Source organism: Halorubrum aethiopicum, from assembly GCF_001542905.1.
GTDB classification, from domain to species: domain Archaea; phylum Halobacteriota; class Halobacteria; order Halobacteriales; family Haloferacaceae; genus Halorubrum; species Halorubrum aethiopicum.
This window is the reverse complement of sequence record NZ_LOAJ01000001.1, coordinates 2511850-2529538: the sequence shown is the minus strand read 5'-3', so window position 1 is coordinate 2529538 and position 17689 is coordinate 2511850. Positions and strand designations below refer to the sequence as shown.

13 protein-coding genes and 1 tRNA gene are annotated in these 17689 nt (G+C 69.7%); 9 read left to right on the top strand and 5 right to left on the bottom strand.

Translation table 11 applies throughout. From position 1 onward, the window contains the following. Positions 1 to 4 precede the first annotated feature (4 nt). The gene (locus tag AXA68_RS12015; RefSeq protein ID WP_066417067.1) at positions 5 to 724 is read left to right on the top strand and encodes an SDR family NAD(P)-dependent oxidoreductase; all 720 of its coding nucleotides are present in this window, start codon (positions 5 to 7) and stop codon (positions 722 to 724) included. Positions 725 to 945: 221 nt separating this feature from the next. Beyond that, complete coding sequence (locus AXA68_RS12010) at positions 946 to 1728, top strand: hypothetical protein (protein WP_066417064.1); 783 nt, start codon at positions 946 to 948, stop codon at positions 1726 to 1728. 9 nt (positions 1729 to 1737) lie between these two features. Here the strand turns inward: AXA68_RS12010 and AXA68_RS12005 are convergent, their stop codons facing one another. Both AXA68_RS12005 and AXA68_RS12000 read right to left on the bottom strand, forming a co-directional pair. Continuing rightward, positions 1738 to 3114: an FAD-binding oxidoreductase gene (locus AXA68_RS12005; RefSeq protein WP_066417062.1), complete on the bottom strand. Its 1377-nt coding sequence runs from the start codon at positions 3112 to 3114 to the stop codon at positions 1738 to 1740. 543 nt (positions 3115 to 3657) lie between these two features. Beyond that, positions 3658 to 4827: a pyridoxal phosphate-dependent aminotransferase gene (locus tag AXA68_RS12000; protein ID WP_066417060.1), complete on the bottom strand. Its 1170-nt coding sequence runs from the start codon at positions 4825 to 4827 to the stop codon at positions 3658 to 3660. A gap of 222 nt (positions 4828 to 5049) precedes the next feature. Here AXA68_RS12000 and AXA68_RS11995 point away from each other — a divergent pair, with 222 nt between their 5' ends. The 5 genes from AXA68_RS11995 (at position 5050) to AXA68_RS11975 (ending at position 9547) form a co-directional block, all read left to right on the top strand. Beyond that, on the top strand, positions 5050 to 6171 hold the full coding sequence (locus AXA68_RS11995) for an ABC transporter substrate-binding protein (RefSeq protein ID WP_080505245.1): 1122 nt from the start codon (positions 5050 to 5052) through the stop codon (positions 6169 to 6171). Position 6172: 1 nt separating this feature from the next. After that, positions 6173 to 7348 carry an ABC transporter ATP-binding protein gene (locus tag AXA68_RS11990; RefSeq protein ID WP_066417057.1) on the top strand — a complete coding sequence of 392 codons (1176 nt, stop codon included), beginning with the start codon at positions 6173 to 6175 and terminating at the stop codon, positions 7346 to 7348. Beyond that, a complete protein-coding gene (locus AXA68_RS11985) occupies positions 7348 to 8379 on the top strand; it encodes an ABC transporter permease (protein ID WP_232745113.1) in 1032 nt (343 codons plus the stop codon). The genes AXA68_RS11990 and AXA68_RS11985 overlap by 1 nt, the downstream gene beginning before the upstream one ends. Then, positions 8376 to 9209 carry an ABC transporter permease gene (locus AXA68_RS11980; RefSeq protein ID WP_232745112.1) on the top strand — a complete coding sequence of 278 codons (834 nt, stop codon included), beginning with the start codon at positions 8376 to 8378 and terminating at the stop codon, positions 9207 to 9209. The genes AXA68_RS11985 and AXA68_RS11980 overlap by 4 nt, the downstream gene beginning before the upstream one ends. Positions 9210 to 9343: 134 nt before the next feature. Continuing rightward, a complete protein-coding gene (locus tag AXA68_RS11975) occupies positions 9344 to 9547 on the top strand; it encodes a hypothetical protein (protein WP_066417052.1) in 204 nt (67 codons plus the stop codon). 150 nt (positions 9548 to 9697) lie between these two features. Here the strand turns inward: AXA68_RS11975 and AXA68_RS11970 are convergent, their stop codons facing one another. The 3 genes from AXA68_RS11970 to AXA68_RS11960 form a co-directional block, all read right to left on the bottom strand. After that, positions 9698 to 9886 (bottom strand): multidrug transporter, encoded by a 189-nt coding sequence (locus tag AXA68_RS11970; protein WP_066417051.1) that lies wholly within the window; start codon positions 9884 to 9886, stop codon positions 9698 to 9700. Between the two features lie 143 nt (positions 9887 to 10029). Beyond that, positions 10030 to 10908, bottom strand: coding sequence for a hypothetical protein (locus AXA68_RS11965; RefSeq protein WP_066417050.1), 879 nt, complete (start codon positions 10906 to 10908; stop codon positions 10030 to 10032). Between the two features lie 97 nt (positions 10909 to 11005). After that, positions 11006 to 12202, bottom strand: coding sequence for a M24 family metallopeptidase (locus AXA68_RS11960; RefSeq protein ID WP_066417049.1), 1197 nt, complete (start codon positions 12200 to 12202; stop codon positions 11006 to 11008). Between the two features lie 342 nt (positions 12203 to 12544). On the opposite strand from AXA68_RS11960, the gene AXA68_RS11955 reads away from it, so the two are divergent. Both AXA68_RS11955 and AXA68_RS17145 read left to right on the top strand, forming a co-directional pair. Continuing rightward, positions 12545 to 12619: transfer RNA gene (locus AXA68_RS11955), tRNA-Val, on the top strand. Between the two features lie 188 nt (positions 12620 to 12807). After that, positions 12808 to 17673, top strand: coding sequence for a hypothetical protein (locus AXA68_RS17145; protein WP_066417047.1), 4866 nt, complete (start codon positions 12808 to 12810; stop codon positions 17671 to 17673). The last annotated feature ends 16 nt before the right edge of the window (positions 17674 to 17689 follow it).

The following is a 17689-nucleotide window of genomic DNA, read 5'->3' as shown; positions in this document are numbered from 1 at the left end:
CGTCATGACGCGCACTGTCGTCGTCGCCGGCGTCGGTCCCGGGCTCGGAGCGTCGATCGCACGGAAGTTCGCCGCCGAGGGATGCCGGGTCGCGCTGTTCGCCCGGTCGGCGGACTACATCGAGGAGCTCGCCGCCGACCTCCCGGAGCCGGGCGAGGGGCTCGCCGTTCCGGTCGACCTGGCCGACGTGGACCGGGTCCGCGAGGGGTTCGAGACGGTCCGGGAGGCGTTCGGTCCCGTGGACGTCCTCGTCAACCACGCGAGCGCGGCCTCCTGGACGGGGCTCATGGACACGAGCGTCGAGGCGTTCGAGGAGGCGTGGGCGGTCGGCGGGCGCGGCGCGTTCGTCTGCTCGCGGGAGGCCGTCGCCGACATGCTCGAGACGGGCGGCGGGACGGTGATCTTCACCGGCGCGACTTCCGCGGTGCGGAGCCGCGGCGGCGCGATCGGCTTTACCGCCGCGAAGTTCGCCGCCCGCGGGATGGCGATGGACATCGCCCAGGAGTTCGGACCGGAGGGGGTCCACGTCGCCCACGTCGTCCTCGACGGACAGATCGACTCGCCGGAGGCCCGCGAGCGCCAGCCCGAGCGCGAGCCGGAGACGTTCCTCGATCCGGACGAGTTGGCCGAGACGTACTGGCACCTCGCGGAGCGGGACGACGTCGGCACGCAGCCGTTCGAGGTCCACGTCACGAACGGGCCGCGGCCGTCGGAGTTCATCTGACCCGTTCCGGGTGGCCTCCACGCTCCGGGCGGCCTCCACGCTCCGGGCGAGTTCCACGTTCCGATCGACCCCGAGCAGGGGTTCACGGCCTGAGCGGTTCCCGGGCCCGTCACCGTGAGCGGTTTTCGGGACCCGATCCCCTCGAACGGGCGTCGTGTGTCGGGACCGCGACCGCCGCGGATCCGGTCGTTTTATTACGCTCGTAGCTTCGATTCGATGACATGGCCCTCCAACTCGGCCAGGCGGTTAGCGACGGCATCGGACGAATACTCACCAAGACCGGCGGGATCCTCCTCGCGGGGCTGCTCGCCATCCAGCTGGTCACCCAGGCGGCGGTCAACACCGCCGTGATCGGCTACCTCCCCCCGGAGGTCGCGGGACGGTTCGGCGAGTCCGCGGGACTCGTGCTTCCCCTCCCCGCGGAGGCCGGGGTCGCGCTCCTCGCCGCGACGCTGCTCGCGAGTTCCGTCTACTTCGTGGCGCTCTCGCGGGCGCTCGCTCGCCCCGCGCGCGAACTCGCCTCGTTCCCCGCGGAACTTCTCACGCGGCGGGTCGGCCGGGCGACCCTCTCGATGGTCGTCGGCGGCTTCGTCGTGTCGATCGCGGTCACGCTCGGGTTCGCGGCGCTCTTCTTCCCCGGGATCTTCCTCGCCGCCTCCTTCCTGTTTTTCGTCTTCGCGGTCGGCGTCGAGGACGAGGGGACGATCGGCGCGCTCAAGCGGAGCTGGGCGCTCGCGCGCGGCAACCGGCTCAAGCTCGCCCTGCTCGTGGTCCTCTCCGGCGGTATCGGCGGCATGGTCGGCGCGGTCGGGTCGGTCCTCGACTTGGTCGGGCTCGGGCTCGCCTCCGAGGTCGCGGTGAGCGTCGTCACGAGCGTCCTCTTCACCGCGCTGTACGGCGTGATCGCCGCGGCGTACCTCCAGCTTCGCGACGACTCGCCCGGCGGCTCCGGCGGCTCCGTGACGGCGGACCCGATCGACGCCTCCTCGACGCCGGAGCTGTAGGGACTCTCCCTACTCCGGGAAGACCTTCCCCGGATTGAGCGTCCCGTGGGGGTCGAGCGCGTCCTTGATCGCGCGCATCGCCGCCACGCCGGCCTCGCCGTGTTCGACCGGCAGGAACTCGCGTTTCCCCTGCCCGATCCCGTGTTCGCCGGTGGCGGTCCCGCCGAGGGCGATCGCCTCCGTGACGATCGACTCGTAGATCTCGTGCGCCTCGGCGACCGCCCCTTCCTCGTCGGGGTCGACGAGCACGTCGAAGTGGACGTTGCCGTCCCCGGAGTGCCCGAACGTCGGGATCGGCACGTCGTGGGCGTCGGCCACCGCGTGGACGTGCGCGACGATGTCCGAGAAGGAGCCGATCGGCACCGCGATGTCCCCGGAGTGGAACGACTCCAGCTCGGGGTAGTACGCCCGGACCGCGTCCGCCAGCTCGTGGCGCGGCTTCCAGACCTCCTCGGGGTCGGTCTCCCCGTCGAGCATGACCGCGACCGGGTCGTGTGCGTCGAGTATCGCCCGGCAGAACTCCACCTCCCGCTCGAGGCCGTGGTCGGCCTGGAACTCTAAGAAGAGCGTCGGTCCCTCGGGCAGATCGGAGCCGACGTAGTCGTTCACCATCCGGGCGCTCAGTTCGTCGACCAGCTCCACGGCGCTGACGTCGACGCCCGAGGAGACGAGGTCGGCGGCGGCCGCGGTGGCGTCCTCCAGCGTCCCGAACGTCGCCCGGCCGACCCGCGTCCGCTCGGGCCTGCCGGCGAGTTCGAGCGTCGCGCGGGTCACCACGCCGAGGGTGCCCTCGCTGCCGACGATCAGGTCCCGGAGGTCGTAGCCCGAGGAGGTCTTCGCGGCGCGCGTCCCCGTCGTGAACACGGAGCCGTCGGCGAGGACGACCTCGATCTCGCGCACCCAGTCGCCGACCTTCCCGTACTTGACGGTCCGTTTCCCGCTCGCGTTCGTCGCGATCATTCCGCCGATCGTCGCCATGTCGCCGGAGGTCGGAAGCGGCGGGAAGAAGAGCCCGTGGCCGGCGACCGCCTCGTCGACGTCGGCCCCGATCACGCCGGGCTCGACGTCGACCTGGAGGTCGCCCGGCCGAACGTCGAGGATCGCGTCCATTCGGGTGAGATCGAGGCTGATCCCGCCGTGGGCGGGGACGGCGTTCCCCTCGATGCCCGTCCCCGCGGCGAAGGGCGTGACCGGAATCTCCCGCTCGGTCGCGGCCGAGAGCACCGCCGAGACCTCCTCGGTCGACTCCGGCCAGACGACGACGTCGGGCGGGGAAGCGTCCTCGGACGAGGTTCCCCAGTCGGTCCCGTGACGGTCGCGGTCCCCGTCCGCCGTCGACACCTGATCCGCGGAGAGGATCGAGCGAAGAAAGGACGTGTCGGTCATGCGAGAGCCTGGCGAGTGACGGGCAAAAAGGTAGCGCCGGGGAGGTGGCGGGGCGGTGGCGTCGCCGGCGGCGGAGCCGCCGGCTTCAAGCGAGAGCTCCGCTCTCGCCCTGCGCCCGGGAGCGGGCCGAAGGCCCGCGACCGGCCCGCGAGGGACGCCACGAGCGCTTGAAAAGCGCGAGCAACGAGGCTGGGGAGGCGTGAGGTGCGGGGCTGTGCGGGGCGGGACTCAAAGGGGCAGTCGCGAGGGCGAAGCCCGGCGACGTAAGCACCGCAGGGAGCGAGTGAAACGAGCGACCGAGGACCGTGGTTCGAGAGAGCTCCGCTCTCTCGTCATCACGAGACGGCTTCGCCGTCTCGAACGACAGCGAGCGTGCGCACGCCTCGCGACTGGGGCTTTGGAGACGATCACCGCGCCAACAACGATCTCTTCTCCATCACACGATCCGTCCGACCGACTCCCTTCGACTCTCTTCCGTTTCGCGTCGCGTCGATCCGGACGATCCGGTTCCGCGGGACCCACGCCGGTTCCCGAACCGATCCCTTACGCCTCCCAGAACCGGCTCTCGTCGAGCCGGTCGATCGCCCGGTCGATCGTCTCCTCGTTCCGCGAGAAGGTGAACCGGACCCATTCCTCGCCCTCGTCGGTGTAGAAGCTGCTCCCGGGGACCGCGGCGACGCCCGCCTCGCGGATGAGCCGGAAGCAGAACTCCGTGTCGTCCTCGTCGGTCGGGTAGCGCGTCAGCATGTAGTAGGCCCCGTCGGGTTTGACGGGGTCGAGCCCGACCGACCGGAGGCCGTCGTACAGCTGCTCGCGCCGGCGCTCGTAGGAGTCGGAGAGCTCCTCGTAGTAGCGCTCGGGCAAGGAGAGCGCCTCGACGCCGGCGTGCTGGAACGGGGTCGGCGCGCAGATGCTCGTGTAGTCGTGGAACTTCCGCAGTTCCGCCGAGAGCGGCTCGGGCGCGAGCACGAAGCCGACGCGCCACCCGGTGACGGAGTAGGTCTTCGACATCCCCGTACAGACGACCGTGCGCTCGGCGAGCCCGTCGACGGTCACCGGGCTGCGGTAGTCGTCCGCGTAGACGATGTGCTCGTAGATCTCGTCGGTGATCACGATCAGGTCCTCCTCGACCGCGACCTCGGCGATCAGCTCGAGCTCCTCGGGCGTGAACACCTTCCCGGTCGGGTTGTGCGGGTGGTTCAAGATCAGGATCGACGCGTCGGCGGCGGCCGAACGGAGCGCGTCCGCCTCGACGGCCAACCCGTCGGTGATGTCGATGGGGATCGGCTTCCCCTCGGCGAACTGGACGCCGGGGATGTAGCTCTCGTAGGTGGGCTCGAAGTAGACGACGCCGTCGCCGGGATCACAGAGCGCCAACAGCGCGGACATGAGCCCCTCGCTCGTCCCGCTAGTGATCGTGACCTCCGTCTCCGGGTCGTAGGAGATCCCCTTCCAGTCGGCGTAGCGGTCGGCGACCGCCTCCCGGAGCGCGGGGAGCCCCCAGGTGATGGTGTACTGGCTGTCCGTGTCGATCGCCTCCCGGGCGGCCTCCTTGACCGACGGCGGCGTCTCGTCCTCGTCGGGGATCCCCTGTGAGAGGTTGATCGCCTCGTGGCGGTGAGCCTCCCGTGTCATCTCCCGGATGACCGACTCGTTCATCCCGCCGACGCGGCGGCTCCCGAGCGACCGATCGAACGCGTTCTCGAAGGTCATACCCCCGCTACCGAGGCGACCAGCAAAACGCCCCCGGTTTCGACACCGTCCCCCGTGATCGATGATGCGGATCGGTCGACGGCGAGGTCGCCGATCGCCGGGCGACGACCGGCGATGGGGTGTGATCCCCCTCGATACGCTTATCACGGAGGATCGTAGTTCCTCACACGTGATGGATCGCGAGTTTCAGTCCGATAGCGGATCGTTCGACGGAGGGACAGCATGCGTAAAGTGACCGACGGGTCGACGAGTCTGAAGCGCCGCCGCTTCCTTCAGGGCGCGGCGACGACGGGCGCGGCGGCCGCCGCCGGCTGTCTCGGCGGTGGGGGCGGTGGGAGCGACCGGGTCCCGATGGACGTCACGGAGTGGCCGCCCGAGGACCTCGAATCGAACCTGAACCTGTGGAACTGGTACGACTCCTGGGCGGAGTACGCGATCGACGCCTTCGGCGAGGAGTTCGACGTCGACGTGAGCAACTCCGGCTACTCCTCGGCGGACCAGTGGTACTCCCAGCTCCAGGCCGGCAACGACGAGATCGACAACATCGCCGCCACGACGAACTGGGTCGAGCGGTCGATCGAGAACGACTTCCTCCACGAGATCCCGGTCGACGTCATGCCCGCCTGGGACAACATCACCGACCGGATCAAGGAGGCGAGCTCCTACCAGCAGGACGGCTCGGTGTACGGGGTCCCGGAGTCGCTCGTTCTCTACCCGCTCACGTACAACGACGAGTACTTCGACTCGGCACCCGACTCCTGGGGCGTCCTCTGGGACGAGGAACACGAGGGGAACCTCTGTATGTGGGACAACGCGACGGTCTCCTGTCAGATCGCCGCGCTGTACACCGGACAGGACCCGATCCAGCCCGACGACTACGACGAGATCGAGGAGGTGCTCATCCAGCAGAAGCCGCTCCTCCAGACCTACTGGGGCGACTATCAGCAGGGGATGAGCCTCTTCGTCAACGAGGACGTCGTGGCCGGCCCGCTCACGATGGGCCGGACCTACACGGCGCGGTTCCAGGAGGGCGCACCGGTCCACTACACCGCGCCCCAGGAGGGAGCGATGTACACGAGCGACCTCTTCGTCATCCCGCAGGGCGCGCCCAACCCGATCGCCAGCCTCCAGTTCACCAACTGGGCCAGCGAGACGGAGAACGCCGCACAGCTGTTCGAGACCATGGGCTACCAGCCCGCCGTCGACATCAGCGACGAGCTCTCCGAGGAGGACGCCGAGTTCACGAACTGGCCGGACGAGTGGGACCTCGTCTTCTCCGAGACCCTCTCCGACGAGGTCCGCTCGCGATACGACGAGATCTGGACCGCAGTCAAGGCCGCCTAGAATGTCGCTGCTGCGCGTCCGCGGGCTGACGAAGGAGTTCGGCGACCTCGTCGCCGTCGACGACGTGGACTTCGACGTGGAGGACGGCGAGTTCGTCTCCATCCTCGGCCCCAGCGGGTCCGGCAAGTCGACCGTCCTCCGGATGGTCGCGGGGTTCGAGGAGCCGACCGACGGCGAGATCGCCCTCGACGACGTCGAGGTCGTCGGCTCGCCGCCGTTCGAGCGCGACGTGAACATGGTGTTTCAGGACCTCGCGCTGTTCCCGCACCTCACGGTCGCGGAGAACATCGGCTACGGCCTGAAACAGTCCGGCGTCCCGGCCGACGAGCGACGCGAGCGGACGGAGCGCATGCTGGAGATGGTTCGTCTGGAGGGGTACGGCGACCGCTCCCCCGCGGAGCTCTCCGGCGGGGAACAACAGCGGGTCGCGCTCGCGCGCGCACTCGTCAACGAGCCGGCGCTCGTGCTGTTCGACGAGCCGCTCTCCTCGCTCGACCGCAAGCTCCGCCAGCACATGCAAGGCGAGCTCCAGCGCATCCAGGTCGAGACGGACACGACGTTCCTCTACGTCACCCACGACCAGGAGGTCGCGCTCGCGGTCTCCGACCGGCTCGTCGTCCTCGACGACGGGGAGATCCAACAGGTCGGGAGCGTCGAGGAGCTGTACGAGAGCCCCGCGAGCCGGTTCGTCGCGGACTTCATCGGCGACGTCAACGCCGTGGAGGGGCGCGTCGTCGCCGTCGACGACGGGGCGATCGGCCTCGACGTCGGCGGCGGCGAGGTGTCGGTCCCGGGGGACGTCGCGGTCGGCGACCTCGCCGTCGACGACGCGGTCGACGTCTGTATCCGGCCGTTCCAGGTGCGCGTCGAACCGGCCGGCGACGGCGGCGGGACCGGCGACGGCGAGACCGGCGGTGACGAGAGAAGTGGCGACCGCGACGGCGACGCAGACGACAGCGATGGGACGTTCTCGACGACCGGGGTCGTGCGGAGCCGGAGCTACCAGGGGAGCGACTCGCAGTACGGGATCGAGACGGATCGGTGGGGACGGCTGTCCGCCGAGGTCAGGTCCGCCGCCTTCGAGGTCGACGACCGCGTCGCGGTCGCGTGGGACGCGGCGGACGTCCACGTCTACCGCCGTGACGGGTCCGCGGACGACCGCGACGGAGGATCCTGATGACGGAGTCGTCGCGTTCTGACGGCGAGAACGCCGCGGAGTCGGAGAGCGGCGGGACGGTCGACGCGACCGATCGCGAGATGGCCGCGCCCGACGACGGGGTCGCCACGACCGACCGCGAGGTCGCCACGGACGGCGGGACCGCGTCCGGAATCGACGCCCGCGTGAGCGACCTCACGGCGTTCCTCCGCGATCGACCGCGACTCCGGACGCTCTCTATCGCCGGGCCGCCCTACGGGATCTTGGTGTTCTTCTTCGCGATCCCGCTTCTCGCGATGCTCGTCGTCTCGTTTCAGGCGGACCAGATCGGCGGCGCGTGGACGCTGCGCAACTACACCGACTTCCTCACCTCGGAGACGTACCTCACGGTCGTCTGGCGGACGTTCCTGCTCAGCGTCCAGGTGACCGCGATCGTCGCGGCGGTCGGGTACGCGCTGGCGTACAGCATCGTCCGGTTCTCGCGGCGGACGACGCTGCTCCTGCTCTTGGTCATCCTGCCGTTCTGGACCAGCTACATCATCCGGATGTACGCGTGGATCAACATCCTCCAGAGTGACGGCGTCCTGGACTCGATCCTGAACCTCGTCGGGCTGCCGGCGCTCTCGCTTCTGTACACCGAAACCGCCGTGCTCATCGGATTCACGTACGTCTGGCTGCCGCTCGCGGTGTTGCCGTTTTACGCCTCGCTGACGAACCTCGACGCCGACCTCATCGAGGCGTCGAAGGACCTCGGGGCGGGGCCGATCCGGACGTTCCTCTCGGTCACGCTGCCGATGACGATAAACGGGGTGATCACCGGGGTCGTGTTGGTGTTCATCCCGACGTTCGGGTCGTTCATCACGCCGCGGCTGCTCGGCGGGACGAACAACGTCATGATCGGGATGGTGATCGAGAACCAGTTCAAGAGCGCCTTCAACTGGCCGTTCGGCGCGGCCATCGGGATGGTCATCTCGGTGGTCGTCGTGGCGCTTTTGGTGCTCGCGACGCGGCTGGGCGGCGGCCTCTTCGGCACCGGAGGTGAGACGTCGTGAGCGCGATCGATCGGGTCACCGCCCCGTTCGAGCGGTTCACGCAGACGCACGCCTCGCGCATGGCCTCCGCCGTGATCGTCGCGGTGCTCGCGTTCCTCTGGCTGCCGATCGGCGTGCTCGTGTTCATGTCCTTCGCGGACGGTGGCGTCTTGTCCTTCCCGCCGGATCAGCTCACGCTCCGGTGGTACCGGGTGTTCCTCTCGAACGACGCCGCGCTCGACGCCATCGTCACGACGCTGACCATCTCGATTCCCGCGACGGGGATCACGGTCGCGCTGGCGACGATGATCGCGTACGCGGTCGACCGGTACGTCTTCCCCGGCCGGAGCTGGCTCCAGCTTCTGGCCACGCTGCCGATCATCGTCCCGCTCGTGGTGACCGGGATCGCCATGGTGCTGTTCTTCAACGGCACCCTCGGGCTCCCCGACTACGTGTCGGTGGTGATCGCCCACGTGATCCGGACGATCCCGTTCGCGACGCTCGTCATCCTCCCGACGTTCATGTCCTTCGACAGGGGCCTCGAGGAGGCCTCGAAGGACCTCGGGGCCGACGAGTTCGAGACCTTCCGGCAGGTCACCCTGCCGAACGTCTTCCCGGGAGTCGTTGCGGGCGGGTTGCTCGCGTTCACCCTCTCGTTCAACGAGTTCGTCTACACCTACTTCGTGAAGGGCTCCGGCGACCCCACGCTGCCGGTGTACATCTGGAACCAGATCCGGTACAACGTGACGCCGGAAGTCAACGTCATCAGCGTGGTCTTCCTCGCGGTGGCGGTGTCGATGGTGCTCGCGGCGGTCTCGCTCACGCGCGTCGACCTGATCGCGCGTCGCTGACGCGGGATCGACGACCGTCGGCGGCGGCGGATCGTCGTCAGCGGCGGACCGTCGTCGGCGGGCGATCGCCGGCGGACCGCCCTCGCACGCCCCGGCGACGGGACGTTTTTGCCCGTCGCCGACACAGGAGGGGTATGGACGCATCGGACACCGCGCTTTTCGGTATTTCCGCGGTGGTCGCGGCGACCGTGGTCGCGGCGGTGGTCGTCGCCGGCTTGCTCTTCGGGTTCGACGAGTCCGTCCTTCGCCCGTTCACGCTGCTCGCCGCGGAGCCGTTCGCGTGGATCGTCGTCGCGGCGCTGATCGTCGCCGTCGTCGGCCACGCGTACATCGGGTAGTGGCGTGTCGTCTCTCCGGGAAGGGTGGAGTGCCGTCTCTCCGGGAGAGGTGGACTGCTGTCTCTCCGGACCGAACCGCACCGCCCGAGCGCTCGAGAAACGAACTCGACGCTCCCGGTGATCGAAGAGGAGTCCGCCGGAACTCGTCTTTTACTCCATGGCTCGCCGAACGACGATGACCACGGCGATGCCCGCGACGACGACGCCGACGATCGTCGGAACGAGTTGTCCGGATCCCCACTCCCATCCGAGGAACCGCGTTCCCACGATCGCGACGATGGCTACGAGGACGCCGAAGACGGTGACCACGGGCGATCGGTCTTGAAACCCGGAGACCATGCTGTACACGTTCCTCGGCTCACGTGAAAAGTTCAGTGCCCGTGTCGAGTTCAGTGCCCGTGTCGACCGAATCCGGACGAACGGAATCGGACGAACGGAATCGGACGAACGGAATCGAACGAAGGAAGCCGATCAGCCGCGATCTACCGCCCGCCGTCGGTCAGCGCGACGCGGTCGTCGGCGTCCGCGTCCGCGACCTGCTCCGCCCCGCTCGCGGCGACCTCGGATTCGGTCGCGCGCCGTTCGACCGAGGGCTCCTCGGTCGCGAAGTGGTTCCAGACGGTGACGCCCGCGACCGCGTACGCGACGAGGTCGTAGTGGACCGCGCCATCGAAGCCGGTGAACGCCGCGAGGGTGCTGTAGCCGAAGACGGCACAGACGCCGCCGACGAACGCGAGCTCGCGGGTGAGCCGTCCCTCGGTCGCCGCCGTGAACGCCCGGCGGATCGCCGGCCCGCAGGCGACGAGGAACGCGACGCCCGACAGCGTGGCGAGGTTGACGAAGAAGTGCGTCGCGGCCCGCGAGTCGAGGATCGACCGGAGGTACTCGACGGTGATCGGGTCGTAGAAGAGCCACTCGAGGCGGGTGGGGTACAACACCGCGACGTACGGCGTCGCGACCATGAGCCCGAACAGCACCGCGACGGCGACGCGGGCGGAGGCGAACTGCGATTCGCGACGGCTCGCGAACGCCTCGTCGCCGGGAGCGACGGCGAGGTCGTACGACTCCAGTACCTCTCTGAGGTCGGCCCGCGAGACCGACGGGTCGTGGTGGACGCCGACGGTTCCGTTGCGCTGGGTCGCCGAGGCGGCGCTGACCCCGTCGTGGTCGGCGAGCACCGCCTGTAACAGCGACTCCTCGCGTTTCGTCTCGAGTCCGCCCACCTCGAAGGTGTCGTGGACGTGTGACTCCGGGACTCGCGCGACCCGCGGGCCCGCGTCGGGGCTCGGGTCGTCGATTCCCCGCCTCTCGGCCGCGGCCTCGAGCGCCGACCGAGGCCCGCGGTACGGGTCGTCTGGCATGGGAGACACGTCGGATTCCATCGCTATGAAACTTCCCCCGCCTCCGGTTCGGTCAGTGTTCCGCCGTCGCTCGGTCAGTTCTCTCGCCCTCGCTCGATCAGCGGATCACCGGGGCGTGCCGCTCGAACGTCTCCGTGGGGACGCCGTCGACGGGGACGGACTCGACCTCGTGTGTGGGCCACTGGCCGGTCTTCGTGAGCAGTTCGTGGCGGTCGCCGTCGACGAGGTACGTGTCCTCGCTTTTCGCGCCGACCACCGTGGGATTCCAGGCGTATGCCATCGGCTCGACTACGGGTTCGTCGGAATCGGGTCGCGCGATCCACTCGCGTCCGGCGTAGCCGGCGGCCCCGCCCTGGTGGTGGCGTTTCCACTCCCCGTCGAACCCCACGGCGTCGTACGCCTCGCGGATCGCCTCGAAGACGTCGCCGGCGGTCCCGGCCCCGCCAGTTCCGGGCCCGTCAGTTCCGGGTCCGTCAGTTCCGAGTCCGTTAGTTTCCGGGCCGTCGTCCGCGTCGAGTTCGCCGGCGGCGGCCGCGCGGGTGGCGGCGAGCGCCGTGGCCTCGACGCGCGCGGCCGCCCGGTGGCGGTCCTCGAGCCAGTCTGGGGCGTCGAACGCGACGGTCCGCGTGAGCGAGGCGTACAGCCCTCCGCGCTCGGCGGTGACGGAGACGAGCGCGTACTCGCCGAGCGTCGCGTCGGTGGGAGTGAAGTGGCGGTACGACCGTGCGCGCTCCGAGCCGCCGACGAGGACCACCGGCGTGTTTACGTCCCGCGAGGACAGCGAGATGTCGATCCCGGCGGCCACTTCGTACTCGGGGTCCTCCGGCTCGAGGTTCCGACAGACCGTCTCGAGGGCTGCCGCGGCCTCGCGACCCAGCTCGCGGTAGCGCTCCACGTCGCCGTCGGTGAGCGGCTGGCGGAGCCGGCTCGACTCGATCGGCTCGAAGTCGGACGCGTCGAACTCGGGTGCGTCGAAGTCGACGGCGGCGGGGAGCGGGGACCGGTCGGCGACGGCACCCGCGAGTGAGTCAGCGTACCACGGGAAGGACTCGATCGCGAACTCGTCCGGGAGCTGTTCGTCGGCGAGGCGTTGAGACTCGATGTTGTCGGTGATCACGCGGAACTCGCCGTCGTAGCCGGCGGCGGCGATCCCGTGTGACGCGTCGGCGTCGATGACGTTGTCGCCGCCGGTGAGCCACGCGAACCCGTTGGGCTCGGCGAACCACGCGGCCTCGAGTCCGCGGGCGTCGAGGTACTCGTCCAACCGGTCCGCCCGAGCGGAGAGATCGACCATACGAGACGGCTCGCGTCGACGCAGTAAAACCGGTCGAAAACCATCGGCGACGATCCACCGAGAGCCGTCGGCGGCGAGTCGCCGTGCTGTCACCGGTTCGTCGCCGTACCATTCGTCGCAGTACCATTCGTTGCCGTACCATTCGTTGCCGTACCATTCGTTGCCGTACCATTCGTTGCCGTACCATTCGTTGCCGTACCATTCGTTGCCGTACCATTCGTTGCCGTACCATTCGTCGCAGTACCGTCTCCGATTCGTCCCGGCGATCGTCTCGCGGGCCCCCGAAACGAAAGGTTCAATTACGTCCCCCGGAAACCACGAAACGCGTCAGTAAGCCCCGGCGGGTTGGTAGTCTAGTCCGGTTATGACACCTCCTTGACATGGAGGAGGCCGGCGGTTCAAATCCGCCCCAACCCATTTACTTAAGTGGATTTCTGTCGGTAGCGGCAGCCTTCGTAGGGTTCTTTCAGTCACTCACCTGGTAGGAGGTGAGTCGGCGTGAGTCGGACCGTCACTGTCGATCCGCCGGTCTGTGATTACTGCGGGTGCTTCATCCGCGACCGCGACCAACAGTGTCCGGCTCGCGACGACGGGAGGTGTCACCCATGACGGCGTCGGACCTCGGTCACGACGCCTGGAGCCGGCTCCTGGAGCAGCTCGACGACCCGCCGGTCGGTACCGTCGCCGAGGCCCTCGCCGACGCCCGCGATCTCGACGTCGGTGTCGCGTACGATCGCGTCGAGGAGGCGCTCGCCGAGGGTGTGCTCGTCGAGGAGGAGGACGGCAGCGCGTTCGGTGTCGTTCGGCTCGACGAAACGGCCGAAACGTCGGATTCCGACGATACAGAGACCCGAGGAGACGGTTCTCCCGACGACGACCCCGAGGGTGAAGGCGGTGAGACCGGCGTCGAGCAGGACGTGACGGGGGAGGAGCCCAGCGGATCGTGGCAGGACGCCGAGTTTTCGGAGGGGGCCACCGACGAGTACCCACCCGAGTTGCTGGAGCGGGAGCAGTGGATGGGTCACCGCGAAAAGCTGCCGTTCGCCCCCTGGGCCGATCGGGACCACCCCGAGGCTGACCCCGAGGACGACGCGCGTTTCAAGTGGGGGCTCGAGGAGAACTACGTCGACGGCGAGACCGTCGCGATCGCCGAGGACGACCCGCGGCTCGACGGCCGTGTGTTCCTTCAGCAGCACGACGACCCGTACGCGTTCGTCGACGGTGACGACGTTCGCGACCCCGAGACCGGCGAGGTTCATCCCGAGTTCGTTCGGATACTCGAGGCGCTCGGGATCACGTACGCCGACGTGTCGACCTCCGGCGGTGGGGTTCACGCCTACTACCGCGGTGATCTCCCCCGAGGGCTCCCCGAGGCCAAGTTCACGATCGACGACGAGCCCTGGGGCTCACACGACGACGTCCCGGCCGTCGAGATATACGCAAACAAACACGTGTGCGTCGCGACCGGCGACCACGTCACCGGAACACCGCTCGGGGTCGCCGAGTGGGACACCGACGGCCTCGAGGACGTGCTCGACGAGTACGGTGAGCTCCCCGAGGAAACGACCGCGGACGATCGCGAGGAGTACGATCTCGACGGGTACGAACCAACCGCGACCGGGAGCGACGAGACGACCGACGACATTCGCGACATCTTCCGCGCGCTCGACCGGCTCGACCCGAAGCGGGTCGGTGAGCGGACGATCGTCCGGGAGTGGACCCAGGATCGCCGGTCGTTCCTTCCGACGTGGGGGTCGGCCGACGACGGGGGGACCGCGAACTACATCGACGATCGGATCTGGCATGACACCGGCCACGACGGCGGATACGGTGGTCCGGCGGTCATGGCTGCGATCGACGCGGGGTTGATCAACCACGCCGGAGCCGAGCCCTCGGATGTCTCCGGTGAGACGTTCTTTGAGGCGATCGACCACCTCCGCGATCTCGGGTTCTCGATCCCGAAGCTGGAGCGATCGCGTGGGGGTGACGAGGAGGAGTACGGCCGCGATCCGCGCGAGGTCACCGCGACGGTCGACCCGCGCCGCGCATGGGATGCTGCCGGCCGGGTGACGCCCGACGAGGTCGACGACCTGGAGGCCGCCGCGGACGCACCCGACCGGTTCGCGTGCCCCGCGACCGGCGAGGCGGTCGACGTCGTGCGGGCGGTCGCCGTTCGCGAGGAGCTCGTCGGCGGTCCCGACGAGCCGCTCGACGACGTGTACCCACAGGCGTACGCGATCGCCCGCGAGACGTACGGCGCGCCGCTGCCGGCGTACTACACGACGAGCGACGCGATCGCCGAGTTCGACGCCGTGCTCGATGTGATCGGCGAGGCCACGTACTGGGATCTCAACACCGACGCGCTCGCGACCGAGGAGACCGCCTCGGACGGCGAGGTCGGCGGCGACGCCGTCCGAGCGCTCAATCCCGCGTGGCGCGAGAGTGAGAGTGAGGCGTCGGTCCTCGTTTTCGAGAGCGGGACGATCTGGGATGCCGACACCGAGCGTGTGCTCGACGTCGTGCGGTTCGCCGCGCTCGACGCCGGGATCATCGACGATCCGAACGCCGAGCTCGCCGGCGGCGCGTTCACGGACGCGTACCGGACGGCCCGTGAGGAGTACGGCGCGCCGCTGCCGCGGTGGGAGCCCGCCGAGGACGGCGCGAGAGAGCTCACCGCACAACTCCCACCCGCCGAGGAGTTGCTCGACGCTCGCGACGTGAGCGGCGTCGACAGCGACGCCCTCGACGACGCTCGTGGGGAGGTCGAGCGGCTGATCCGCGATGCCGCGACCGAGGACGGCTCGCCGACGATCGTCACAGCGCTGCCGGCGACCGGGAAGACGACCGGCACCGTGAAGACGGCGCGAGAGCGGCCGCTGTCGTACCTCGCGCCGCGAAAGGAGTTACAGGCCCAGGCGCTCGACAAAGCCGAGCGCTGGGGAGTCGACGCGCGGATCCTCCCGGTATTCTCCGACGAGCGTGTCGATGACGGGATCCTCGGTGCGGCCACCGAGTACGTCCGCGAGGGGGGGAAGGATCGGCTCCGCGATCGGTGGTCGGTCGTCGCGAACGCGCTCGACGGTGCGACCGACGAGGACCGCGACGTCGACGCCGAGGACCTCTTCACCGACGGAGAGGACGACGAGGTCCCGCTCGACCGGCCGACCTGCCCCACGGCGGACGGCGAGCACGGGCCGGCCTGGGCTTTGGTGGCGCACGTCGCCCGGCGGCTCGGGTACACCCCACGGGAGATCCACACCCAGGCCCACGGGCTCTTCGGCGCGGAGCTGCCGTGCTCGGGCGAGGAGACGTGTGACTACTCCGCCGGGTGGGAGCACGCGAGCGACGACGACGACACCGCCGACCTCCTGGTCGGGAGCTACGTTCACGCTCACGTTCCGAGCGTCCGGACCGCCTACTCTCGCGACGGACGCGGCCGCGTCGAGACCGCGCCGCGGGCGGTGGTCCTCGACGAGTTCGTCGGGGAGGCGTTCGCGAGGGAGTTCGACGACCTCGCGGACGATCATGCGACGTGGCTCGCGCGGTCGCTCCGGGACGACGTCGAGGACCGTCGCGACGTGTATCAGCGCGACCTCGGCAGCGACGAGTGGGTCCGGTCATGGCTCCGCGGTGACGGGAGCGACGACGATCGCGTCGACGCCGCGCTGTCGACGCTCGCGAGGGTGCGTGACCTCTTCGACGCCCGCGAGGGTGCCGCGGAGATCCGCGAGGAGGTCGACGCCGATCTCCTCCGGCAGCTCGACGTCGCCGAGCCGCTCGCCGCGATCGACGTGGGGCGTGATCCGGCCGCCGCGTTCCGCGAGCTCACCGACGCGCTCGACGCGCTCGATCCGGAGCAACCCGGTGCCGGGATCGAGAAGTGGATCCGGCCAGCCGTCGTCGAGCCGCTCGCGAATGCGACGGTCTCCGGCGCGTCGACGCCAGGGGTCGAGGAGCTCGACGCCGACGGGCTCCCGATCGCCGGTGACCTCCGGCAGCTCGTCGAGAGAGCGCTCGACAGCGTTCGCGAGGGCGACGACGCCGCACCCGCCCGCCTCGACGCGGCCGCGACCGCGCTCCGGGGCGGGCGCGAGGGGTGCCGTCGGCTCGCCGCCTGGGCCGACGACGGGTACGCGCACCCGGACGCACACCACCTCCTCGAGGCGGTGATCGCCGACGGCGACGAGCCGGGTACCTCGCGCGTCGAGACCGACGCCTGGGCGTTCGACGACCGGGCGACCGATGGCACCTCACTCGACGTCGTCGACACACACGGCCGCGCGACGACGGTCCTCGACCGGAACGGCCACGGGGCGATGCTCCACAACCCACCGGCCCGCACCGACGCCGGCGGCGGCGACGTGCCGCTCGTCGGGCTCGACGCCACCGGCCGCACCGAGCTGTGGTCCGTCGCGCTCGGCGAGGACGTGACCGTCGACGACATCCACGATGGCCCCGCGGAGCGTGCCGCCTTCCTCGAGGACGCGCTCGACCTCCGGGTGCTCCGCGCCGCGGACCGGCCGCGGTACTACGAGGGGAGCCCGGCGTCGAAAGACACCGACGGCGACGTCGCGCTCCTCGAGGCGGTCGCCGAGGAGTACGCCGGGATCGACGCGCCGCGCGAGCGGGGCGGTGAGGCCGTCACCGTGGGGGGACCGGCCGCGATCACGACGAAGGGCGTTCGGGAGGTCCTCGAGAACGACGACCGGCTCGACGACGTCGTGAGCGCGTGGGAGAACTACGGGAACGTGAAGGGGTCGAACGAGCTGGGCGAGCACCGGCTCGCGGCCATCCTCGGCTGCCAGCATTACGGCGACCACGCGATCGAACGGTTCGCCGCGCTCGCCGGCGAGGAGGTCGACACCGACCGGCGGAACGGGCGCGGAGCCGAGCTCGCGTACGCGTCCGAGATCGGCGACGCGTACCTGAAACACATGACCGAGGACCAAACGACACAGGCGATCCTCCGGTTCGCCCGCGGTGATAGCGGGGCGACCGTCGTCGCGAGGACCTCGGCGCTCCGCGAGGACCTCCCCGTCGTCGGTGAGGCCCAGGTTGCCGAGACCTGGAGCGAGACGGCGACCACGATCGCTCGGCACTACCGGACGCTCGGGCGGGAGTTCACGACGGCCGACGTACGCGAGGTCGTCGACGTCGGCCCGCGACAGGTGCGCCGCGTGCTCGCCGAGCTCGCCGACGCGGGGTACATCCGACGGGTCGAGGAGGCCCCCGGCCGCGCGACCACGTACGAGCGCGTCGACGAGCCGGGTGCCGGCGAGGTCGAGCTCCCCGAGAGGGATGAGGCCGTCGCGACGGGTGGACACGCCGCGACTAACGTACCCTATACATGGAATGTCCGGGTGTTCGGCGGTGAGATCGACCCGCCAGCGGCGGAGCCCGCCTCACCGGTCCGCGTGACCGGCGCGCCACCCGCACCCGACACGGTCGACGGGGTCGAACCCCCAGGCTGACGCCCTCCCCCACGAC